Origin of the sequence: Microbacterium testaceum StLB037 (assembly GCF_008763945.1) — a bacterium.
Lineage (GTDB): Bacteria > Actinomycetota > Actinomycetes > Actinomycetales > Microbacteriaceae > Microbacterium > Microbacterium testaceum_G.
Genome location: NZ_VTQH01000002.1, coordinates 486,726 through 508,791, shown reverse-complemented (window position 1 = coordinate 508,791; position 22,066 = coordinate 486,726). Strand labels below are relative to the sequence as shown.

The 22,066-nt window shown below is 70.6% G+C and carries 23 protein-coding genes; 17 read left to right on the top strand and 6 right to left on the bottom strand.

The features are described from left to right. From leuD to F9B98_RS11095, 5 genes are all read left to right on the top strand, one after another. Positions 1-597 carry a 3-isopropylmalate dehydratase small subunit gene (gene leuD / locus F9B98_RS11115; RefSeq protein ID WP_150957294.1) on the top strand — a complete coding sequence of 199 codons (597 nt, stop codon included), beginning with the start codon at positions 1-3 and terminating at the stop codon, positions 595-597. Positions 598-660: 63 nt separating this feature from the next. Continuing rightward, the gene (murA, locus tag F9B98_RS11110; RefSeq protein WP_150957291.1) at positions 661-2,034 is read left to right on the top strand and encodes a UDP-N-acetylglucosamine 1-carboxyvinyltransferase; all 1,374 of its coding nucleotides are present in this window, start codon (positions 661-663) and stop codon (positions 2,032-2,034) included. A gap of 5 nt (positions 2,035-2,039) precedes the next feature. Next, positions 2,040-2,780: a lysophospholipid acyltransferase family protein gene (locus F9B98_RS11105; RefSeq protein WP_150957289.1), complete on the top strand. Its 741-nt coding sequence runs from the start codon at positions 2,040-2,042 to the stop codon at positions 2,778-2,780. Next, positions 2,770-3,912: an NAD(P)H-dependent glycerol-3-phosphate dehydrogenase gene (locus tag F9B98_RS11100; protein ID WP_150957286.1), complete on the top strand. Its 1,143-nt coding sequence runs from the start codon at positions 2,770-2,772 to the stop codon at positions 3,910-3,912. Before F9B98_RS11105 ends, F9B98_RS11100 begins: the two co-directional genes overlap by 11 nt. Beyond that, complete coding sequence (locus tag F9B98_RS11095; protein WP_150957283.1) at positions 3,812-4,897, top strand: D-alanine--D-alanine ligase family protein; 1,086 nt, start codon at positions 3,812-3,814, stop codon at positions 4,895-4,897. Before F9B98_RS11100 ends, F9B98_RS11095 begins: the two co-directional genes overlap by 101 nt. A gap of 122 nt (positions 4,898-5,019) precedes the next feature. On the opposite strand, the gene F9B98_RS11090 is transcribed toward F9B98_RS11095, so the two are convergent. Next, on the bottom strand, positions 5,020-5,529 hold the full coding sequence (locus F9B98_RS11090; protein ID WP_150957280.1) for a DUF3515 family protein: 510 nt from the start codon (positions 5,527-5,529) through the stop codon (positions 5,020-5,022). Between the two features lie 25 nt (positions 5,530-5,554). Between F9B98_RS11090 and thiL the strand changes: the two genes are divergently transcribed. Next, positions 5,555-6,559, top strand: coding sequence for a thiamine-phosphate kinase (thiL, locus tag F9B98_RS11085; RefSeq protein ID WP_150957278.1), 1,005 nt, complete (start codon positions 5,555-5,557; stop codon positions 6,557-6,559). Positions 6,560-6,562: 3 nt separating this feature from the next. On the opposite strand, the gene rsmD is transcribed toward thiL, so the two are convergent. Continuing rightward, positions 6,563-7,129, bottom strand: coding sequence for a 16S rRNA (guanine(966)-N(2))-methyltransferase RsmD (gene rsmD, locus F9B98_RS11080; protein WP_150957275.1), 567 nt, complete (start codon positions 7,127-7,129; stop codon positions 6,563-6,565). Between the two features lie 81 nt (positions 7,130-7,210). Between rsmD and F9B98_RS11075 the strand changes: the two genes are divergently transcribed. The 7 genes from F9B98_RS11075 to F9B98_RS11045 all read left to right on the top strand — a co-directional run bounded on the left by F9B98_RS11075 (position 7,211) and on the right by F9B98_RS11045 (position 12,940). Beyond that, positions 7,211-9,385: an ATP-dependent DNA helicase RecG gene (locus F9B98_RS11075; RefSeq protein ID WP_150957272.1), complete on the top strand. Its 2,175-nt coding sequence runs from the start codon at positions 7,211-7,213 to the stop codon at positions 9,383-9,385. A gap of 41 nt (positions 9,386-9,426) precedes the next feature. Then, positions 9,427-9,924: a pantetheine-phosphate adenylyltransferase gene (gene coaD, locus F9B98_RS11070; RefSeq protein ID WP_150957269.1), complete on the top strand. Its 498-nt coding sequence runs from the start codon at positions 9,427-9,429 to the stop codon at positions 9,922-9,924. A 141-nt stretch (positions 9,925-10,065) separates the two neighbouring features. After that, positions 10,066-10,560, top strand: a complete 495-nt coding sequence (locus F9B98_RS11065) for a YceD family protein (RefSeq protein ID WP_150957820.1) — start codon at positions 10,066-10,068, stop codon at positions 10,558-10,560. 2 nt (positions 10,561-10,562) lie between these two features. After that, positions 10,563-10,772, top strand: coding sequence for a 50S ribosomal protein L32 (rpmF, locus tag F9B98_RS11060; protein WP_050721097.1), 210 nt, complete (start codon positions 10,563-10,565; stop codon positions 10,770-10,772). A gap of 10 nt (positions 10,773-10,782) precedes the next feature. Next, positions 10,783-11,475 carry a ribonuclease III gene (gene rnc, locus F9B98_RS11055; protein WP_150957266.1) on the top strand — a complete coding sequence of 231 codons (693 nt, stop codon included), beginning with the start codon at positions 10,783-10,785 and terminating at the stop codon, positions 11,473-11,475. Continuing rightward, positions 11,468-12,358: a bifunctional DNA-formamidopyrimidine glycosylase/DNA-(apurinic or apyrimidinic site) lyase gene (gene mutM / locus F9B98_RS11050; RefSeq protein ID WP_150957263.1), complete on the top strand. Its 891-nt coding sequence runs from the start codon at positions 11,468-11,470 to the stop codon at positions 12,356-12,358. Before rnc ends, mutM begins: the two co-directional genes overlap by 8 nt. 30 nt (positions 12,359-12,388) lie before the next feature. Continuing rightward, on the top strand, positions 12,389-12,940 hold the full coding sequence (locus F9B98_RS11045; RefSeq protein ID WP_150957260.1) for a hypothetical protein: 552 nt from the start codon (positions 12,389-12,391) through the stop codon (positions 12,938-12,940). 40 nt (positions 12,941-12,980) lie between these two features. On the opposite strand, the gene F9B98_RS11040 is transcribed toward F9B98_RS11045, so the two are convergent. Beyond that, positions 12,981-14,060, bottom strand: a complete 1,080-nt coding sequence (locus tag F9B98_RS11040) for a GNAT family N-acetyltransferase (protein ID WP_150957256.1) — start codon at positions 14,058-14,060, stop codon at positions 12,981-12,983. 68 nt (positions 14,061-14,128) lie between these two features. Next, positions 14,129-14,416: a hypothetical protein gene (locus F9B98_RS11035; protein WP_150957253.1), complete on the bottom strand. Its 288-nt coding sequence runs from the start codon at positions 14,414-14,416 to the stop codon at positions 14,129-14,131. Positions 14,417-14,882: 466 nt separating this feature from the next. Here F9B98_RS11035 and smc point away from each other — a divergent pair, with 466 nt between their 5' ends. The 4 genes from smc (at position 14,883) to F9B98_RS11015 (ending at position 20,327) form a co-directional block, all read left to right on the top strand. Then, positions 14,883-18,434 (top strand): chromosome segregation protein SMC, encoded by a 3,552-nt coding sequence (smc, locus tag F9B98_RS11030; RefSeq protein WP_150957250.1) that lies wholly within the window; start codon positions 14,883-14,885, stop codon positions 18,432-18,434. A 4-nt stretch (positions 18,435-18,438) separates the two neighbouring features. Then, positions 18,439-19,311, top strand: coding sequence for a signal recognition particle-docking protein FtsY (ftsY, locus tag F9B98_RS11025; RefSeq protein ID WP_150957247.1), 873 nt, complete (start codon positions 18,439-18,441; stop codon positions 19,309-19,311). 82 nt (positions 19,312-19,393) lie between these two features. Continuing rightward, positions 19,394-19,894 carry a DUF2004 domain-containing protein gene (locus tag F9B98_RS11020; RefSeq protein WP_150957245.1) on the top strand — a complete coding sequence of 167 codons (501 nt, stop codon included), beginning with the start codon at positions 19,394-19,396 and terminating at the stop codon, positions 19,892-19,894. Positions 19,895-19,898: 4 nt separating this feature from the next. After that, positions 19,899-20,327, top strand: a complete 429-nt coding sequence (locus F9B98_RS11015; protein ID WP_150957241.1) for an MSMEG_6728 family protein — start codon at positions 19,899-19,901, stop codon at positions 20,325-20,327. A 7-nt stretch (positions 20,328-20,334) separates the two neighbouring features. Here F9B98_RS11015 and lipA read toward each other — a convergent pair whose 3' ends face one another. Both lipA and lipB read right to left on the bottom strand, forming a co-directional pair. Beyond that, positions 20,335-21,369, bottom strand: coding sequence for a lipoyl synthase (lipA, locus tag F9B98_RS11010; protein ID WP_191966772.1), 1,035 nt, complete (start codon positions 21,367-21,369; stop codon positions 20,335-20,337). Further along, positions 21,366-22,004: a lipoyl(octanoyl) transferase LipB gene (gene lipB, locus F9B98_RS11005; protein ID WP_150957237.1), complete on the bottom strand. Its 639-nt coding sequence runs from the start codon at positions 22,002-22,004 to the stop codon at positions 21,366-21,368. Before lipB ends, lipA begins: the two co-directional genes overlap by 4 nt. Positions 22,005-22,066 lie beyond the last annotated feature (62 nt).

Below are 22,066 nucleotides of genomic sequence, written 5' to 3'. Positions count from 1 at the left end.
ATGGAGAAGTTCACCACGCACACCGGAATCGCAGCTCCGCTGAAGCGCTCGGCGGTCGACACCGACCAGATCATCCCCGCCGTCTACCTCAAGCGCGTCACCAAGACGGGCTTCGACGACGCGCTGTTCGCCAATTGGCGCCAGGACCCGGAGTTCATCCTCAACCAGGACGCCTACCGCTCGGCATCCGTCCTCGTCGCCGGTCCCGACTTCGGAACGGGATCCAGCCGCGAGCACGCCGTGTGGGCGCTGCGCGACTACGGCTTCCAGGTGGTGCTGAGCCCCAAGTTCGCCGACATCTTCCGCGGCAACTCAGGCAAGCAGGGCCTGGTCACGGGCGTGATCACCGAAGACGAGGTCGAGCAGATCTGGGCCGTCCTCGAGGCGAACCCGGGCATCGAGATGACCGTCGACCTTACCGCCAAGACCGCCACGGTCGGCGAGGTCCAGGTGTCGTTCGAGATCGACGATTACACTAGGTGGCGGCTTCTCGAAGGGCTCGACGACATCGGGCTCACGCTGCGTGACGAAGACAAGATCACGCAGTTCGAGGCGCGCCGCGAGGCATGGCGGCCGCAGACCCTTCCGGTCCGCTGAGCCCGATCGACCCGATCGGGTCGATCTGCCGCCCCTCGTCCACGAAGTGAGGTCCACCCCCCTATGAGCACACTCGTTTCCGACACCGGAGAACACCCCATCGGGCAGCCGGATTGGGAGGCCGCGGAGACCCTGTCCATCCGTGGCGGTCGACCTCTGCGGGGGACCGTCGAGGTCAAGGGCGCGAAGAACCTCGTGACCAAGGCCATGGTGGCGGCGCTGCTGGGTGAGACCACCAGCACGCTGCGGGACGTCCCGATGATCAGCGACGTGAAGGTCGTCCGCTCGCTCCTCGAGGTGCACGGCGTCACCGTGACCGAGGGCGACGAGGAGGGCACGCTCCACCTCGACCCCTCGGGCGCGGTCGCCGCGCACTTCGAGGAGATCGACGCGCACGCGGGGGCCTCGCGCATCCCGATCCTGTTCTGCGGCCCGCTGCTGCACCTCCTCGGCGAGGCGCTCATCCCCGACCTCGGCGGATGCCGCATCGGCGACCGGCCCATCAACTTCCACATGGACGCCCTGCGCGCGTTCGGTGCCGTCGTCGACAAGAGCTACGAGGGCATCCGCATCACGGCCCCCAACGGCCTGCACGGCGCGAACATCACGCTGCCCTACCCGAGCGTCGGCGCGACCGAGCAGGTGCTGCTCACCGCCGTCCGTGCGAAGGGCGTGACCGAGTTGCGCAACGCCGCGATCGAGCCCGAGATCATGGACCTCATCGCGGTGCTGCAGAAGATGGGCGCGATCATCTCGTACGAGCCCAACCGCGTCATATTCATCGAGGGCGTCGACAAGCTCGTCGGCTACGACCACCGCGCGATCTTCGACCGCAACGAGGCCGCGTCCTGGGCGTGCGCCGCCCTGGCCACCGACGGCGAGATCTTCGCCAAGGGTGCGCGCCAGCAGGACATGCTGACCTTCCTCAACGTCTTCCGCAAGGCCGGCGGCTGGTTCGACGTCCGCGAGGACGGCATCCTGTTCCGTCGCGGAGAGTCGCTGAAGCCCGTCATGGTCGAGACCGACGTGCACCCCGGCTTCATGACCGACTGGCAGCAGCCGCTCATCGTCGCCCTCACGCAGGCTCCGGGCACCTCGACCGTCCACGAAACCGTGTACGAGAACCGTCTGGGCTTCACCGAGGCGCTCAACAAGATGGGCGCCGACATCGTCGTGCACCCCAAGGGCATCGACAGCCCCGAGCGCCGGGTGCCCCGTCGCGACCTCGAGCAGGCCGCCGTCATCAACGGCCCGACGCCGCTGCACGGCGCCGACGTCGAGGTGCCCGACCTGCGCGGCGGCTACAGCTACGTGATCGCGGCCCTGGCGGCCGAGGGCGAGTCGACGGTGCGCAACATCGGCATCATCCGCCGCGGGTACGAGAAGTTCCTCGAGAAGCTCACCGCTCTCGACGCCGACTTCGACGTCGTGGGCTGACGCCGGTGGCCGCGACTCCCGAGAAGAGCCGGCCGAGCGCCTTCTGGCCGCTCGCAGCCATCGTCGTCCCCGTCACGGGGCTGTTCGCCCGGATCGAGATCCGCGGCGCCGAGAACCTTCCCCGCGAGGGGGCGTACGTGCTGGCTCCGAACCACAACTCGGAGTTCGACCCCGTGATCATCGCGGTCGCCGTGTGGCGGCTGGGGCGCGCGCCGCGCTTCATGGCGAAGGAGAGCCTGTTCAAGGTGCCCGTACTCGGAGCCGCCCTGCGCGCGACGGGCATGGTCCCGGTTCCGCGGGCCTCGACGAGCGCGAACCAGTCGATGAAGGCGGCCGAGCAGATCGCGCGCGACGGCCGCGGCGTCATCGTCTACGCCGAGGGCACCCTGACGCGAGACCCGGAGCTCTGGCCCATGCGCGGCAAGACCGGCGCGGTGCGCCTGGCCCTCGCCGGCGACCTGCCGCTCATCCCGATGGCGCAGTGGGGCGTGCAGGAGATCCTCCCGCGCTACGGGAAGCTGAAGTTCCCGCGCCGCTCGCGCGTGATCGTCGAGTTCGGTCCCGCGATGGACCTCAGCGCCTACGCCGCGACCCCCCTGCAGCCGTCCGCGCTGACGAAGGCGACCGACGCGATGATGAACGAGGTCACGGCCATGCTCTCCGGCATCCGGGGCATTCCCGCCCCCGCGGAGCGCTGGAACCCGTCGCAGCACGGCCAGAACGAAACGGGACGCCTTGACGCGTAAGAACGCCCTGCCCGTGGCCGGCCCGAAGGTCGCCGTCGTGGGTGCCGGGAGCTGGGGCACGACGTTCGGCAAGATCCTCGCCGACGGCGGCGCCTCGGTCGTCATGTGGGCGCGCCGGCCCGAGCTCGCGGCCGAGATCACCGAGTCCAAGCGCAACAGCCGCTACCTCTCGGGGATCAACCTGCCGCGCACGATGACCGCGACGACCGACCTGGCCGAGGCTCTGAACGGCGCCGAGCAGATCTACCTCTCGGTTCCGAGCCAGTCGCTGCGCGAGAACCTCGCCGCGATCCGGCCGCTCGTCGAGCGCACGGACGTCCCGCTCGTCTCGCTCATGAAGGGCGTCGAGAAGTCGACGGGCCTGCGCATGAGCCAGGTCATCGAGCAGGTGCTGGAGTGCGACCCGGCGCGCATCGCCGTGGCATCCGGCCCCAATCTCGCCCTCGAGATCGCGCGCGAGCAGCCCACCGCGGCCGTCATCAGCTCGCTGAGCCCCGAGACCGCCGAGGCCGTCGCCCGCCGGGCACGCAACAGGTACTTCCGCTCGTTCGTGAACACCGACGTGATCGGCACCGAGTTCGGCGGCGTGCTGAAGAACCTCATCGCCGTCGCGATCGGCATCGTCGACGGCGTCGGCTACGGCGAGAACACGAAGGCCTCGATCATCACGCGCGGGCTCGTAGAGATGACCGACTTCGCCGTGGCGCAGGGCGCTCAGCCCGAAACGCTGCAGGGGCTCGCGGGCCTCGGCGACCTCATCGCGACGTGCCAGTCGCCGCTGAGCCGCAACAACACCGCCGGACGACTGCTCGGCCAGGGGTACGGCTACAAAGAGGTCGTGACCCAGATGCAGCAGACCGCGGAGGGTCTGGCATCCGTGGCTCCCGTTCTTCAGCTCGCGAAGCAGGTCGGCGTCGACATGCCCATCGTGCAGCAGGTCAAGATGGTGCTCGACGGGACCATGGACCCGCGCGACATCGCGCCGCACCTGACGACAGACGACGACCAGCCGCAGGGCGAGAGGACGCAGAATGACCAAACCGGTGGTGGTGGTGCTCTTCGGCGGGCGCTCCAGCGAGCATTCGATCAGTTCCGCCACGGCGGGCGGGGTGCTGCGGGCGATCGACCGTGAGCGCTTCCGGGTCCTCCCGGTGGGCATCACCCGCGACGGCGCCTTCGTCCTCGAAGACGACGACCCCGACAAGTTCGCGCTGATCCCCGACGCGCTTCCCGAGGTGCGCGACAACGGCACGCGCGTGCGTCTGCCCGACTCGACGCTCTCGCGCGAGTGGACGGTGACGGATGCCGAGGGCACCCGCTCGCTCGGAGACGTCGACGTCGTGCTACCGATCCTGCACGGCCGCTTCGGTGAGGACGGCACCGTGCAGGGGCTGCTCGAGCTGCTCGGCATCCCGTACGCCGGCGGGGGAGTGCTCATGTCGGCGATCGGCATGAACAAGCACGTGACCAAGCAGGTGCTGCGCGCGGCGAACGTGCCCGTGGTGCCCTGGGTCGCGGTGACCCGCGCCGATCTCGCGCGCGACCGCACGCTGTGGGAGCGCCGCATCCGCGCGCTCGATCTGCCCGTGTTCGTCAAGCCGAACGAGGCCGGATCCAGCGTAGGCGTCACGAAGGTCTCGCGCTGGGAAGACCTGGATGCCGCGTTCGACACCGCCTTCGCCGAGGACGGCCTCGTGCTGGTCGAGAAGGCGGTCGTCGGGCGCGAGGTCGAGTGCGGCGTGCTGCCCGGGCGCGACGGGGGACCGGTGCGCGTGAGCGTCGCCGGCGAAATCGTCGTGACGGGGCGGGAGTTCTACGACTTCGAGGCGAAGTACCTCGACGCGCCGGGGGTCGACCTCGTCTGCCCCGCCGACCTCCGCGACGGCGAGCTCGCCGAGATGCAGCGCATCGCCGCCCGGGCGTTCGAGGCCATCGGTGGTCAGGGGCTGGCCCGCGTGGACTTCTTCTACACCGGCACCGAGTTCTATGTGAACGAGGTGAACACCATGCCCGGCTTCACGCCGATCTCGATGTTCCCCACGTGCTGGATCGCCTCGGGCCTGTCGTACCCCGACCTCATCAGCGACCTGTTGGACGCAGCGCTCGAGAAGGCGTGAGTCCCGCCCCGGCCCGCCGTGCACAACGGCGGGCCGGGTGGGCGACGCGCCGACGCGGGGGCCGGATTCGCCGGCGTGTCGCGAATGGCCCTGCGGTCGTGCACGCGGGCGCGGGGCCCGGGCTACGGCGTCGGGCTCGGGCTCGGGGACGCCGTGGCGTCGGAGAGCGACGTGCACACGGCGCCGGTCGCGGGCAGGTACGAGCGGATCAGGGGCCCGAGGGCCTGACCGACGTCGCCGCTGCTCGCCGCCTCGTAGTTCAGGTACACCTGAAGCGCCGGGCTGCGACCGAAGGTCGTGAGCGTGTACCGGTTATCGGCGGCCTGCGACTCGTCGACCAGCCAGTCCACGCCGTCGAACGAGCGGCACGGCAGGGTCGAGGGCCCGGGCGTCTCGAGCCCGCAGGTCACGAGGATGGCCGCGGGATCGCCCCACGCGCCGGTCGACTGCGCATCGGTCCAGCGGCGGTCCTGCCCCGAGATCGTCTTCGGTAGACGCGAGGTGATCTCGGCGCACGCGGGGTCGTTGGCCTCTTTCGCCGGCTGCATCGCGACGGTGGTGCTGCACGCCGCGAGCCCCGGGAGCAGGGTGGCGGCGGCGAGGATCGCGAGGAGGCGGGAGGAGCGGGACACCCCTCCAGGCTAATAGCGTGGGGGAGTGACCGACGCCGAGACCACCCGTGCAACCACTGTGGGCGAGCTGTCCGAGGGGCAGATCCTGCGCGGCATCCTGGATCGACTTCCGCCCTCGACCGCCCCGGTCGGTCCCGGCGACGACGCCGCGGTGCTCGCCGTCCCCGACGGGCGGGTGGTCGCCACGACCGACACGCTCGTGCACGGCCCCGATTTCCGGTTGGCGTGGTCGTCGCCGTTCGATCTCGGTTTCAAGGCGGCGGCGGTCAACCTCGCCGACGTCGCCGCGATGGGCGCGCGACCGATCGCCCTGCTCGTGGCCCTCGCGATGCCCGACGACACGCCCGTGGCATTCGTCCGCGGATTCGCGGACGGTCTCGCCGCCGCGTGCGCCGACCTCGCCCCCGACTGCGCGGTGGAGGGCGGCGACCTCACCGTCTCGGACACCCTCACGATCGCCGTCACGGCCCTCGGCAGCCTCGACGGCCGCGCCCCGGTCCGCCGTTCCGGTGCGCGCGAGGGCGACGGCGTGTATGTGATCGGCGAGCTGGGCGAGGCGGCGCGGGGTCTCGAGGTGCTCTTCGGACGGTTCACGGATGCCGAGGGCACCCCCGTCCCCGTCACGCCCGAGGCGCGCGAAGCCCTCGGTGCCGACGACGCGCGCGGGCTGGCGCGGCAATTGCAACCCCGCCCGCCGATCGCTGACGCCCTGCGCGCGGCGTACGCGGGGGCCACCGCGATGATGGACATCTCGGACGGTCTGGTGCTCGACGCGACGCGCATGGCGGACGCGTCGGTTGTGACGATCGCGCTGGATTCAGCGACGCTCGGCGAGGATCCCGAGCGCGCTCTCGGTGGGGGAGAGGACCACGGCTTCCTCGTGACCTTCCCGGCGGATGCCGACCCGCTCGGCCGTCGCGTGGGCACGGTCGTGGCGCGCGGAGCGGAATCGCTGACCGTGGACGGTCGGCCGTGGTCCGGGCGGTCGGGATGGGATCCCTATCGGGACTGGGACGCCGGTCGCGGCTGACGCTCACGCCTCGAGCGGTCGCCCCCACCACATGGTCGTGTCGCCGTAGGCGCGGTCGCGCTCGGCCTCCAGCCCCGCGGCGGCCCAGTCGGGGGCGGCCGAGCGCTTCGCCCGCTCCACGATCACCGTGGCGTCGGGGCTCAGGCGCGGAGCGAGCGCGACGAGGGCCTTCGTGAGCTCCGCGTCGGGCAGGTCGTAGGGAGGATCGAGGAACACGAGGTCCCATTCGAGGGCGGATGCCGCGAGGAACGTCGTGACGTTCGCGCGGTGCACGCGCGCGGGGGCGGCGACGCCCGCGGTCCGCACGCGTTCGGCGTTCTTGCGGATGAGGGAGGCGGCGGGGGCCGACAGCTCGACGAGGTCGGCCGAGGCGGCGCCGCGGCTGAGGCTTTCGAGCCCGAGGGCTCCGGAGCCGGCGAAGAGGTCGGCCACGCGGGCGTCGTCCAGGATGCCGGCGGACTCGAGGGCCCCGAACAGCGACTCCCGGACGCGATCGCTCGTGGGGCGGGTGCCGTGAGGTGGGACGTCGAGGACGGTGCCTCCGGCGCGGCCCGAGATGATGCGCGTCACCTCTCCAGCCTAGGGTCCCGGCTCGCTCCGTCGAGGTGCGCCCCGCACGGCGATGTCGGAGGGTCTGCCTAGACTTCAGGCATGCCCGGTTTTTCGCTCTCGTCGCGCCTGGACGGCGCCGTGGGCGGCAAGACGGCGACCGCGTTCGAGAAGGCGTTCGGGGTGAGAACGGTCGGTGAGTTGCTCGAGCACTACCCCCGCCGCTACGCGCGTCGCGGCGAGCTGACCCCCATCGACTCCCTCCCGCTCGGCGAGCCGGTCACGATCGTCGCCGAGGTGGTGAGCGCCAACGAGCGCCGCATGCAGAACCGCCGCGGCTCGCTCCTCGAGGTCGTCATCAGCGACGGTGACGGCCGCATGTCGCTGACGTTCTTCAATCAGCCGTGGCGCCTGAAAGAGCTTTCGCCGGGGCGGCGGGGCATCTTCTCGGGCAAGGTCGGCGAGTATCGGCGCCAGACGCAGCTGACGAACCCCGACTACGAGCTGTTCGACGACATCGCCGAGGCCCGGGCCGAAGCCGAGGTCACCGCGAGGCGACCGATCCCCATCTATCCCGCGACGAGCTCGGTCCCGAGCACGCTCGTTCAGAAGACGATCGCCTTCGTGCTCGACGGGCTCGGCGCGGTCGACGACCCACTCCCCGACGACCTGCGAGCCCGCCGCGGACTCCTCCCCGCGCGGGCGGCGTTCGAAAAGATTCACCGCCCCGAGACCGACGACGACATCCCTCCCGCCATCGCGACGCTGCGCATGCACGAGGCTTTAGTGCTGCAGACGGCACTGCTGCAACAGCGGCAGTTCGTACGCGCCCTCTCCGCGACCAAGCGCCCGGCATCCCCCGGGGGACTGCTCGAACGCTTCGACGCGATCCTCCCGTTCGAGCTCACGGCCGACCAGCAGAGCGTCGGTGCGCAACTCGAAGCCGACCTCGTCGCGGACTGGCCGATGAACCGCCTCGTGCAGGGCGAGGTCGGATCGGGCAAGACGCTGGTCGCGCTGCGCGCGATGCTCCAGGTCGCCGAGTCGGGCGGGCAGTCCGCCCTCATCGCCCCGACCGAGGTCCTGGCCGGTCAGCACCTGCGCTCGATCGCCCGCATGCTCGGCCCCGACCTCGCTCCCGAGGTCATGCCGACCCTGCTCACCGGGCAGATGCCCGCGGCCGAACGCCGCCGGGCCGCGTTGCGCGTCGCTTCGGGGCAGGCGCGCATCGTGGTGGGAACCCACGCGCTGCTGAGCGCGACCACGACGTTCGCCGACCTCGGCTTCGTCGTCGTCGACGAGCAACACCGCTTCGGCGTCGACCAGCGCGAGGCGCTGCGGGCCAAGGGCAGTTCCCCGCACACGCTCGTGCTGACCGCTACCCCGATCCCGCGGACGGTCGCGATGACCGTGTTCGGCGACCTCGACGTCTCGACGATCCGCACCATGCCGGCCGGTCGCGCCGGCATCCAGTCCTTCGTCGCGCCCCTCGCCGAGAAGCCCGCGTGGTTCGCCCGCGTGTGGGACCGCGTCGCGGAAGAGGTCGCCCTGGGTCGTCAGGCGTTCGTCGTGTGCGCCGCGATCGACTCCGACCAGCTCCCCGCCGACGAGAAGACCGACGAACCAGCCGACGCCCCCGCCGCGGCGGCCGAGGGCGCACGCACCCGGTGGGGCGTCGTGCAGGTCGAGGCGCTTCTGACCCGGCTGCCCACGTTCGAGAACATCCGGGTGCAGATCCTGCACGGCAAGATGCCCTCCGACGAGAAGGATGCCGTGATGCAGGCCTTCGCCGGCGGCGACATCGACGTGCTCGTGGCCACCACCGTGATCGAGGTCGGTGTCGATGTGCCGAACGCGTCGACCATGGTGATCCTCGAGGCCGACCGCTTCGGCGTCTCGCAGCTGCACCAGCTGCGCGGGCGCGTCGGTCGAGGGGGACTGCCCGGTCTGTGCCTGCTCGTCACCGAGGCCTCGCCCGGGACGTCGGCGCGCGCCCGCGTCGAGGCCGTCGCCGCCACCCTCGACGGCTTCGCCCTCGCCGAGGTCGACCTCGACCTGCGCGGCGAGGGAGACGTGCTCGGCGGGGCGCAGTCCGGGGCACGCTCGTCCCTGCGCCTCCTGCGGGTGGTCACCGACGCCGACCTGATCACCGAGGCCCGCGCCGAGGGGGAGCGGCTTCTCGCCGACGACCCGGCTCTGCTGCGGCATCCGGGTCTCGCCGCAGCCCTGGAGCGCCGCGTGGGAGTCGAGGAGCGCGCCGCCCTGGCGAAGTCCTGACCGTCGGGTCCCCGCGGGGACGGGATCGGTAGGCTGGCGGCATGGACCCCCGGATCGCCGTCGTTCCCGGCTCATTCGACCCGCCCACCCTCGGTCACCTCGACGTCATCCGTCGCGCGGCCGGTCTCTTCGACCAGCTGCACGTGCTCGTGGTACACAACCCGGGCAAAGAGGCGATGCTCCCGATCGCGCAGCGGCAGAGCCTGCTCGAGCAGTCGATCGCCGAGGCGGGGGTCGAGGGCGACGTGACCGTCGCCGCCTGGAGCATGGGTCTGCTGGTGGATTACTGCACCGAGGTGGGCGCGAAGGTGCTCGTGAAGGGGATCCGCTCGCAGGTCGACGTGGCCTACGAGACGCCGATGGCGATCGTGAACCGCGACCTCGCCCACGTCGAGACGGTCTTCCTCCTGCCCGACCCCTCGCACGCGCTCGTCTCGAGCTCTCTCGTGCGCCAGGTGGCGGGACTCGGCGGCGACGTCTCGCCGTACGTCCCGCCCGCCGTCGCGCGCTTCCTCGACACCGGCGCCCGCGGCATCTGACACAGCCGGCCCCGGGCCGACACGGCGCGGGCCACCCGGCCCCTGCCCAGGAGCGCACGGGTAGCATTGACGACCGTGAGAACCCGCCGACCCGGACCTTTCCAGCTCCCCGTCCGCGACATCGAGCGCCACCCCGGCGAGATGCGCGAACACACCCTCGACCTCCCGACCCCCGAGAAGTGGGGCGAGGGCTTGGTCTCCGTCTCCGAAGGCGAGATCCTCGAGCTCGACGTCCGTCTCGAGTCCGTGCACGAGGGCATTCTCGTCTCGGGCACCGTCGACACCACCGCCACGGGCGTGTGCGGTCGATGCCTGATCGACATCACCGAGCCTGTCGAAGTCGAGTTCCAGGAACTTTTCGCGTATCCTGGGGATGAAGCGAGTGACTTCGACGTTCAAGACGACCACGTGGATCTTGAAAATCTGGTCCGGGATGCCATTGTCCTGTCGCTTCCGTTCCAGCCGGTGTGTCAGCCGGACTGCCCCGGGCTCGACCCGATCACGGGCGAGAGGCTGACGGAAAGCCCCGGCACCACGGAGCAGAAGCCTGTCGATCCTCGATGGGCTGCGCTCCAGCAGTACACCCCAGACGACGGCGATGCGCTCCGCGCCGCCCCCAAGACAGAGAAGAGCTAGTCATGGCAGGTAACCCCCCGAAGCGGAAGGTCTCCCGCTCCAACACCCGCTCGCGTCGTGCGCAGTGGAAGGCTGAAGCCCCCGCGCTGGTCAAGACCGTCGAGAACGGCAAGGTCGTCTACAGCCGCCCCCACCAGGCGAAGGTCGTCACCGACTCGCAGGGTACCGAGCTCTTCCTCGAGTACAAGGGCCGCAAGGTCGCCGACGTCTGATCGGCGATTCGTGACGCGTAAGAACGTCGAGCGCAGAGCGCTCACCGAGAAGCTCGGGGTCGAGATCGACCCCGAGCTTCTTTCTCTTGCTCTGACCCACCGCTCGTTCGCCTACGAGAACGGCGGCATCCCGCACAACGAGCGGCTCGAGTTCCTCGGCGACTCCGTGCTGGGCCAGGCCGTCACTGTGCGGCTGTTCACCCGGCATCCCGATCTCGACGAGGGAAGCCTCGCCAAGCGGCGCGCGAGCGTCGTGTCGACGGTGGCGCTGGCCGAGGTCGCCCGCACCATCGGCCTCGGCGAGCACATCCGCCTCGGGCGCGGCGAGATCCTCACCGGAGGCCGCGACAAGGACTCGATCCTCGCCGACACCATGGAGGCGCTGATCGGCGCGACCTTCCTGTCGGCAGGCCCCGACGCCGCGACCGCGATGGTGCTGCGCCTGGTCGAACCCCTCTTGGCCGATCCGGAACGCTACGGCGCCGCGATGGACCCGAAGACGAGCCTGCAGGAGATCGCCGCGCGGCTGGGCCTTGCCGCCCCGGTCTACGCCGTCGAGGCGACCGGGCCCGACCACGATCGTCGCTTCACGGCCACGGTCACCACCGGCGACGTCGTCACCACGGGCGCCGGGTCGAGCAAGAAGCACGCGGAGATGGCCGCGGCGCTGACTGCGTGGCGCGAGCTCGACGCTCGTGCCTGAGCTTCCCGAGGTCGAGGTCGTCCGAGCGGGCCTCGAGCCCGCGGTCACCGGGGCCCTCATCTCGTCGGTCGACGTCCGCGACGAACGCGCGCTCACCCGCCACACCGGGGGAGCGGCGCACTTCGAGGCGGAGCTGACCGGCCGACGCATCGCGTCCGCCGTGCGCAGGGGCAAGTTCCTGTGGATGCCCGTGGCCGACGACGAAGCGATCGTCAGCCACCTCGGCATGAGCGGGCAGATGCTCCTGCGTTCCCCCGGCGCGCCGGAAGAGCGGCACGAGCGCATCCGTATCGAGCTGGAGCACCCCGTGCACGGGTCGCTGTCGGTGGTGTTCGCCGACCAGCGCACCTTCGGCTCACTCGCGATCGACGCCCTGGTCGACACGCCCGACGGCGCCGCGGGCGGGCGGGGGTCCGCCCTCGCGCGGGTCCCGACGCAGGTCGCGCACATCGGTCGCGACCCCCTCGACCCCGCGTTCGACGCGGCACGGTTCCGCGCGCGCCTGGGGCGCACCTCCTCGGGGATCAAGCGCTTGCTCCTGGATCAGACCGTGGCCAGCGGCATCGGCAACATCTACGCCGACGAGTCGCTGTGGGCCGCGCGCATCCACCCCGAGACGGCGGCATCCACTCTGTCGACGCGCGCGGTCAACCGCCTGCTCGCTGAGGTGCAGGCGGTGCTCGAGAAGGCCCTGGCCGAGGGCGGGACGAGCTTCGACGCCCAGTACGTCAACGTCAACGGCCAGGCCGGCTACTTCGCGCATTCGCTCAACGCCTATGGGCGCACGGGTCAGCCCTGCCCGCGGTGCGGGCGCCCCATCGTGCGGGTGTCGTTCATGAACCGGTCGAGCCACTTCTGCCCGCACTGCCAGAAGCGGCGCTGAGAGCCGATCGAGTTCGGGAGAGGAAGAGCTATGTCGTGGCCCAGGCGGGGAATTCTCGCGGTCGTCGTCGTCGGTGCCACGCTCGGCCTGACGAGCTGCGGACCGTCGAAAGCCGATGGCATTCCGCACGACGCGCCCAGCGGTGGTCAGACCCTTAGCGAGGCGCGGTCGGCCGTCGCGATGATCCCGGGTCTGACCATCGACTTCCAGGGCGGTGAGGGCCCCAACATCAAGGGGAACACCGGCTACGACATCGCGGTCACGGTCGATCCTGGTTATCGGATCGTCGATGGTCCCGCGCTCGTCACCTTCCTGACCGAATCGGCCTGGTCGGTGCGAGACGGATACCTGCCCAACGCCCAGATCTCACTGACGGTGACGGACGACCCCGCGAACGGTTTCGACGTCGCGAAGGCGGCGGCTGCGGCGGAGTGGATCGAACCGAGAGACCCTGTTCCGGACTCGGACGGCTTCACCGTGGCCAACGTCGACACGGTCGAGGGATCGCCTGCCCGCGTACGGTTGGGCGATTGGCCGGGCGAGGTGCCGGCCGTCCCGACCGGGGTCACCGCCGCGCGATGACAGCGCGGCGGGGGAACGAGAACCACGACCCTCCACCGCGTCACAGCACCTTCTTCCACACCCCCTCGTACGAGATCGGCGCGAAGCCGATGGCCTCGTTGATCGAGAGCATGGGGCGATTCTCCTCGGCGTTGTATGTCAGCACACGGGGTGATGACGGCGCGACGTCGTTCCAGGCCAGAAGCCCCGCGCACTTCACGAGCATGCCGAGGCGGTGGCCGCGGTGGGCCGCGACGACGAGCGTGTCCTCCTGGCTGGTCGCCGCGGTGCGGTCCTTGCCGATGACCAACTCGTTGAAGGCAGCGAGCTCACCGGTGTCGACGTGCTGGGCGGCTGTGACGAGCATGTGACGTCCCGCATCGGTGTAGCCGGCTTCGTAGCGGCGCACGCGGGCGGCATCCCACACCTCCTCGTCGAACTCGAGGTCCGCCGAGGGGGCGTCCGTCACCATGCGCGACTTCATCCACGCGAAGGCGTCGACGAACTCGTCGGGTGTGGGCAGCGTCCACTGCACGATCCGGTAGCCCGAGGCGGCCCGCTCGGCGTTTGCGAGCAATTCCTCGAGGCGCGGTCGAGCCCCGCCGAGATCGAGGGCGCTCACCCGCACGATCTGTTCGAGCGAGAATCCGGATGCCAGAAGGAAACGCGCCGCGTGATCTCGAGGGATCGAGCCGAACCCCGTCGGCGCCGCGAGGCGCGGTCCGTCGGCGGCGGGGTGCTCGGCCCACGACTGCAGGACGCTGCGGCCGTGCTCGCGCGCGGTCCGCTCGACGAGCGCGTAGGCGGCGCGGCCGATGCCGTAGCCCCACGCGGAGCGACGCAGTTCGATGAGCCAGAACCCGGTGCGGGCGCCCTCCTCCTGCGGGAAGTCGAGGCCGACGCGGCCGACGACCTCGCCGTGGAAGACGGCCAGCCACGCGAACCGTTTCATCTCGGGCTGCGGCTGGTACAGGGGGAGGAGCTCGTCGGCGGGCATGGACGAATCGTCGTGCCCCGAGATCTCGGCGTAGATCAGGTTGCGCAAGCGCACCATCTCGCGGAAGTCCGCGGCATCCGGATCGTCGATGTGGGAGGGGATGTGGAGCGGGCGCAGCTCGAGGCCGGCGAGAAGGGAAGTCATTCGAAGGTCTTTCGTCGGAGGAGAAGAGGGTGGAGGTGGGGCCGACGCGGAGGCCGACCCCACCGGGATCAGAACGGCGGACGGCTGAACGCCGCGGCGCTCTGCCAGGCACGCTCGCGGCGGTCGCGCTCGGCGGCGGCGTCTCGAGCCCGGAGGGCTTCGATCGTGCGGTGGTCGAGGGCGCGGGCGCGGTTGGCGTGCCGGTTCAGCAGCCAGAGCCCGAGACGCAGCGACAGCCGGTCGAGCAGACCTAGGGGCCGGTACGCCGTGGTGTCGAACGTGATCGTGGAGGGCGTGGGAGGGGTGGAAGGCGCGGCCGAGGAGTGCTGCGGCGCGCGCGTGAACAGGGCGTTCATGCGGAGGCTCCGTAAGAAGGTCATGCGAGGAGGGAGAGCGTGGAGCAGACAGCTCACGCGGGGGCGGACGCAGAGGGTCCGGGTGGCCGACGTCGAGAAGACGGGCGCACGAAGAAGCGGAGACGCAGGGCGTCTCGACGCGACGGAACTAGCCCTGACGAGGGGGCATGCCGACGGCGGCGGTCACTCCCGTGGCGTATGCGGAGAGCACGGGGACGGCGGTGAAGCCTGCGGCGATGAAGCCGGTCGTGGTGCGAATCATGGAAGTAACCTCCTTTCGACGTCGGTTGCGACCTCAGACGCTAGCGAAGGCTGTCAGCGAATGTCAAGCTCTCGCTCAGATTCGGCGGGATACCGGGCGCGTCGCGCGCCCGTATCCGGCTCGCCGCCGCGGAATCCCGGGGCTTTTCGACTACCGTGAGGCAAGGCCCGTGACGGGCGTCTGACCGGGTGAAGGGCGGGTGACATGCACCTGAAGAGCGTGACGCTCAAGGGCTTCAAGTCGTTCGCCCAGTCGACCACCTTCGCGCTCGAACCGGGGGTGACGTGCATCGTCGGTCCGAACGGCTCGGGCAAATCCAACGTCGTCGACGCCCTGGCCTGGGTGATGGGGGAGCAGGGGGCGAAGACCCTCCGCGGCGGCAAGATGGAGGACGTCATCTTCGCCGGCACCTCGACGCGCGGTCCCCTGGGTCGCGCCGAAGTGCAGCTCACCATCGACAACGCCGACGGGGATCTGCCGATCGACTACAGCGAGGTGACGATCAGCCGCACGCTGTTCCGCACCGGCGCGAGCGAATACGCCATCAACGGCCAGACGTGCCGCCTGCTCGACGTCCAGGAGCTGCTGAGCGACTCCGGCCTCGGCCGCGAGATGCACGTGATCATCGGGCAGGGGCGCCTCGACACGGTGCTGCAGGCGTCGGCGGAGGATCGACGCGGATTCATCGAAGAAGCCGCCGGCATCTTGAAGCACCGTCGCCGCAAAGAGAAGACCGTGCGCAAGCTCGAGGCGATGGAGACCAACCTCACGCGCCTGAGCGACCTCGCCGGCGAACTGCGCCGCCAGCTCAAGCCCCTCGGCAAGCAGGCCGAGATCGCTCGCGAGGCGGCCACGATCGCCGCCGTCGTCCGTGACGCCAAGGCGCGTCTGTACGCCGACGAGCTCGTGCGACTGCGCGGCGAGCTCGCCGATGCGGCGCGGGCCGAGAGCGAGCGGCACACCGAACGGCTGGGCCTCCAGGAGCAGTCCGAGGGCTTGCGCGGTCGGGTCGAGCGCCTCGAACACGACCAGCGCTCCGAGGCCGTCGACCGCGCGCGCGGGGTCGCCTTCGCGCTCGAGCAGGTCCAGGAGCGGCTCCGCGGGCTCTACACGCTGGCCGGCCAGCGCCTGACGCTCCTCGGTGATGACGAGAACGACGCCTCGGGCTTCAGCCCCACCGTGACGCAGTCGATGATCGACGACGTCCGCGCCGAGATCGACGACATCGCGGGCGGGATGGGAGATGCTCAGGATGCCGCGGCCGAGGCGGCCCGAGCGGTGACCCGCGCCCGCGCCGACCTCGACGCGCTCGACGTCGAGATCGCCGCGCAGAGCGCCCTGGTGTCGGAGCACGACATGAAGATCACGAGCCTGCGGGGCGCGGCGGACGCGGCGAACTCCGCCCTCGCCGCGGTGCGGGCCGGCGTCGACCGCCAGCAGCGCGCGCTCGACGCCGCTCTCGAGCGTCGGGCCGAGGCCGAACAGGCGCGTGCCGAACTCGATCCCGACATCGTGCCCGAGGCGTCGACCGCCGAGCACGCGGCCGCCTACGAACGTGCCCAGCGCGACGCGAACGACGTCGAGGCGCGGGTCGCCGGGCTTCGCGAACGCCTGCACGCCGCGGAACGCGAGCGCGACGCTCTCACCGCGCAGACCACGGCACTCGGGCGAGCGTTGGACGTGCGCAATGCGGCCGCCGATCTCATCGCGGCCGGGGGGCCTGGCATCCGGGGTCTGGTGGGCGACGACGTCAAGGTGAAAGCCGGGTTCGAGGCGGCGGTGGCCGCGGTGCTCGGAACCCTCGCGGAGGGCCTGCTCGTCGATGACGCGGCCTCGGCCTTCACCGCGGCGCGCACGGCGGCCGAGGCCGATCTCGGTCGAGTCGAGATCGCGCTGGCGGATGCGCCCGGGCCGCGGGCGTCCCTTCCCTTGCTCGAAGGTGCCGTCGCGGCCGCGGAAGTCGTCACGGCGCCGCCCGGGGTGCTCGGCATCCTGGCACGCGTCGTCATCGTCGACGATCTCGACGCCGCGCGCTCCGCGCAGCCCGATCTCGCCGACGACGTCACCGTCGTCACTCGCGCCGGCGAGGTCGTGACCGCGCGCACGGTTCGCGCCGGCTCGGGATCGGGGCGATCGCGCCTCGAACTCGCCGCCGAGCGGGATGCCGCCGCCGAGCGTCTCGACGAGATCATCGTGATCGCGGATTCGCTGCGTGAAGCTCTCGCGGACGAGCAGCGGGCCCAGGTCGACGCGCGCCAGCGCACGAAGGACGCCCTCTCCACTCTCCGGGCTCACGACGCCGCCCTCGCCGCCCACGCCGAGAAGATCAACCGGGTGACCGTGCGTCACGAGGCAGCGGTGGCCGAGTGCGATCGACTGGCCGCGGGCCTCGCGCAGACCGAGAGCGCCGTCGCCGAAGCGGAAGATGCGGCGCGGCGTGCCGAAGAGGCCCTCGGCCGGGCCCTCGAGACCCCGCGTCCCCTGCTGGACGCGTCGGCGCGCGAGCCGATGGCGGCCGAGGTCGATGCCGCGCGGGAGTCCGAGATGCGCGCTCGCCTCGACATCGAGACGCTGAAAGAGCGCGTCCGCGCGGGCGAAGCGCGCATCGTTCAGCTCGAGCAGCAGCGGGAGCGCGAGCGAGCCGCCGCCGCCGAGGCCGCCCGGCGCGCGGTGCTGCGTCGGGCCCAGCGCGAGATCGCCGCCGAGGTCGCGGGGCAGCTCCCCGCGCTCCTCGACTCGGTCGACCGGTCGGTCAGTCAGGCCCGCGTCGAGCTCGCCGCGGCGGAGTCCGCCCGCACCGCGATCACCGAGGAACTCTCGCGTGCTCGAGCCGACGAGGCCCTCGTGCGCGAGCGGCTCGCGCGCCTGACCGAGAGCGTCCACGGGCTCGAGCTGCAGATGCACGAGAAGAAGCTCCACGTCACGGGGCTGCTCGAACGCGTGCAGTCCGAGCTGGCGCTCGACGAAAACATTCTCGTTTCGGAATACGGCCCCGACCAGTTGATTCCCGTCGACGGCGCCGAAGAGGGCGTCCGTTTCGAGCGCTCCGCCCAGAAGCGCAGACTCCAGGATGCCGAACGCAAACTCTCGCAGCTCGGTCGCGTGAACCCCCTGGCCCTCGAGGAGTTCGCGGCCCTCGAGCAGCGCCACGCCTTCCTCACCGAGCAGCTCGCCGACCTCCAGCAGACGCGCACCGATCTGCAGACGATCATCGCCGACCTCGACGAGCGCATGCAGACGATCTTCGTCGCCGCCTTCGAAGACACCCGGGCGGCGTTCACCGAGATCTTCCCGATCCTCTTCCCGGGCGGCGCGGGCAGCATCTCGCTCACCGACCCCGATCACCCGCTGACCACCGGCATCGAGGTCGCGGTGCGACCGGTCGGCAAGAAGATCGAGCGTCTGTCGCTTCTGTCGGGTGGGGAGCGGTCGCTGGCGGCGGTGGCGTTCCTCACCTCGATCTTCACGGCGCGACCGAGCCCGTTCTACATCCTCGACGAGGTGGAGGCGGCGCTCGACGACGCCAACCTCGGCCGACTGCTGGGGGTGTTCGAGAAGCTCCGCGCGAGCAGCCAGCTCATCGTCATCACGCACCAGAAGCGCACGATGGAGATCGCCGACGCGCTGTACGGGGTGTCGATGCGCCAAGACGGAGTCTCGGCCGTGGTCGGCCAGCGGGTCGGCGACCGTCCGGCCGCGCGCGCGGCGCAGGAGCCCGCCGCGGAGCCCCGCGACGAGACCGCCCCCGTAAGCTGAAGCAATGGCTGAGAACTCCTGGTCGCTGGGCCGCGCGCTGCGCGGGTTGTTCGTCAAACCCACGATCGACGAGACCACGTGGGACGACCTCGAGACGGCGCTGTTGACGGCCGACTTCGGCCCCGATGTGACCGAGCGCCTCATCGACGAGCTGCGTGAGAAGGTCGACCGGTTCCGCACGACCGACCCCCGCGACCTGCAGCGCATGCTGAAGGAGACGCTCGAAGAGCACTTCGCGAAGTTCGACACCACGCTCCGGCTCACCGAGCGTCCGGCGGTCGTGCTCGTCGTCGGTGTGAACGGCGTCGGCAAGACCACCACCATCGGCAAGTTCGCCAAGTTCCTCCAGCGGTACGGCCGCACCGTCACCGTCGGGGCGGCCGACACCTTCCGCGCGGCGGCCGTCGACCAGCTCGCCACCTGGGCAGAGCGCGGGGGAGCGACCATCGTCCGCCCCCAGCACGAGGGTCAGGATCCGGCATCCGTCGCCTTCCAGACCGTCGCGCACGCGAAAGAGACCGGGACCGAGATCGTCCTCGTCGACACAGCCGGGCGTCTGCACACCAAGGGCGGGCTCATGGATGAGCTCGGCAAGATCAAGCGCGTTATCGAGAAGCAGGCGCCGATCGCCGAGGTCCTCCTCGTGCTGGATGCCACCACGGGTCAGAACGGCCTGATGCAGGCGCAGGCGTTCCTCGACAGCGCGGGAGTCACCGGCCTCGTGCTGACCAAGCTCGACGGCTCGGCGAAGGGCGGCTTCGTCCTCGCGGTGCAGGAGCGCACCGGCATCCCGGTCAAGCTCCTCGGTCAGGGCGAGGGCATCAACGACCTCACCGGTTTCACCCCGCACGTGTTCGCGGCCTCGCTCGTCGACTAGCCCTCACCGCACGCCTCTATCGCATGCGCCGACCGTGGCGGGTCGTCTTCCCGAAGACCGAACGGAATGCTTACATGGAGTCATGGCCATCGAGCACGACTTCTTCGGACTCCTCGAGTCGGGGCCCGACGGGTCGATCTTCTGGAGTGAGAACGTCGAGTTCGGCGACCAGAGCGTCACGGTGGACCTCACGGCACCCGATCAGGACGACGTGTCGGTCGAGGCGCTCGATGTCGCGGCATCCATGGTCTCGTCGCTCGAAGCCATCGACTTCGCAGCGCGCAACGCGATGGTCAACGAGCTCGACTCGCGCACCAGCGAGGTGACCGAGTACATCCTCCAGCAGCAGACGCTGCTCGGCGACGAGCTGGAAGACCTGCTCACCGACGTCACGGGCGATACGCACATCGACGTCATCAAGGCGCTGCAGCTGATGAGCATGACGATCCTGGCCGACGAGCACGGAGGAGCCGACCCGTTCGCGGTGCTCGAGTACGCCCTCGACCCCGACGCGACGGACGACGTCCTGCTGGTCAACCTCGCCTCCGACGGCAGCGTGCAGTCGGTCACGAGCGCCGACTGAGCGCGTGCAGACCTTCCTGCCGTACCCCTCGTTCGTCGACTCGGCCCGCGTGCTCGACCTCAAGCGCCTCGGCAAGCAGCGCGTCGAGACCTTCCAGCTGCTGCGGGCTCTCACGGTGCCCGACCACGGCTGGCGACACCACCCCGCCGCGAAGATGTGGGACGGGCATCTTCCCGCCCTCGTGTCGTACGGGCTCGTCATGACCGACGAGTGGATCGCGCAGGGGCGCGCCGACACGGTGCGCGAGAAGATCCGCGTCTTCGCGCCCGAGGTCGACGGTCTCTCGCAGAGCGAGCTCGACCTGCCGCCGTGGCTCGGCGACGAGGCGTTCCACCTCGCTCACCGGTCCAACCTCGTCCGCAAGGACGCCGAGTTCTACGTGCCCCGGTTCGGGGACGTTCCCGACGACCTGCCCTACATCTGGCCGGTCTGACCCGCGCTCACACCGCCTGAGCGAAGCCGGCGTCCGCTGCCGCGATGTCCTTCGCGAGGTGCGAGAGGTGCGGCGGGATCTCGCGGCCCTTCGACACCATCGACTGCGCCCAGAGGCGTCCGGCGCGGTAGGAGGAGCGCACGAGGGGACCCGCGAGCACGCCCAGGAAGCCGATGCGCTCAGCCTCTTCCTTGAACTCGACGAACTCCGCCGGCTTGACCCAGCGCTGCACGGGGAGGTGGCGCGGGGTGGGCCGGAGGTACTGCGTGATCGTGATGATGTCGGTGCCCGCGGCGTGCAGGTCTTCGAGGGCCTGCACGACCTCTTCGGGCTCCTCGCCCATGCCGAGGATGAGGTTCGACTTCGTGATGAGTCCGGCGTCGCGCGCCGCGCTCAGCACCCCGAGCGAGCGCTCGTACCGGAAGGCCGGGCGGATCCGCTTGAAGATACGGGGGACCGTCTCGACGTTGTGCGCGAAGACCTCGGGCCGCGACGAGAAGACCTCCTCGAGGTGCGCCGGGTTGCCCGAGAAGTCCGTAGCGAGGATCTCGACGCCCGTACCCGGGTTCTCGGCGTGGATGCGCCGCACGGTCTCGGCGTGCAGCCACGCGCCCTCGTCGGGCAGGTCGTCGCGGGCGACGCCGGTCACCGTGGCGTAGCGCAACTGCATGCGCGTCACGCTCTCGGCGACGCGGCGGGGCTCGTCGCGGTCGTAATCAGCGGGCTTGCCGGTGTCGATCTGGCAGAAGTCGCAGCGGCGCGTGCACTGCGATCCGCCGATGAGGAAGGTGGCCTCGCGGTCCTCCCAGCACTCGAAGATGTTGGGGCAGCCGGCCTCCTGGCAGACCGTGTGCAGCTCCTCCGTCTTCACGAGGTTCTGCAGCGCCGTGTACTCGGGCCCCATCTTGGCCTTGGTCTTGATCCACTCGGGTTTGCGCTCGATCGGCGTCTCGGCGTTGCGCACCTCGAGTCGCAGAAGCTTCCGACCGTTCGGAGCGGTGGATGCCGGGGCCCCGGCGTTCCCGGTCCCGCAGGCGCTCACGCCGCCACCGCCGCGTACTCGGCGCGGAACACGCGCTCGATCGCCGGGACGAGGTCGGCGGGGGAGACGTCGGCGCCGAGCACCTCGCTCACCGTGGTCACCCCGGCATCCGTGATCCCGCACGGCACGATGTGCCGGAAGCCGGCGAGGGTGTTGTCGCAGTTGACGGCGAAGCCGTGCATCGTCACTCCTTTTTCGACGCGGACCCCGATCGCCGCGACCTTGTCGACGCCGAGGGGGCGACGGACCCAGACGCCGCTGCGCCCTTCGACGCGGAAGCCGTCGACACCGTGAGCGGAGAGCGCCTGGATGAGCAGGCCCTCCAACCGGCGCACGTGCGCGACGACGTCGATCGGCTCGCGCAACCGCACGATCGGGTAGCCCACGAGCTGGCCCGGACCGTGCCAGGTGATCTTGCCGCCGCGGTCGACGTCGATCACCGGGGTGCCGTCGTCGGGACGCTCGTGCGCCTCGGTGCGTTTGCCGGCGGTGTAGACCGCCTCGTGCTCGAGCAGCAGCAGGGTGTCGGCCCGGGTCCCCGCGACGACGTCGGCGTGGATGCGGCGCTGGTGCGCCCACCCGTCGAGGTACGGGACGTAGTGCGGGGACAGGCCCACGTGGTGGATGTCGATCATCGACCGCCTCCGATGTTGAATTGCGTCCAAGAATACACGTGGGGTGCGCCCGTAGGCTGGAG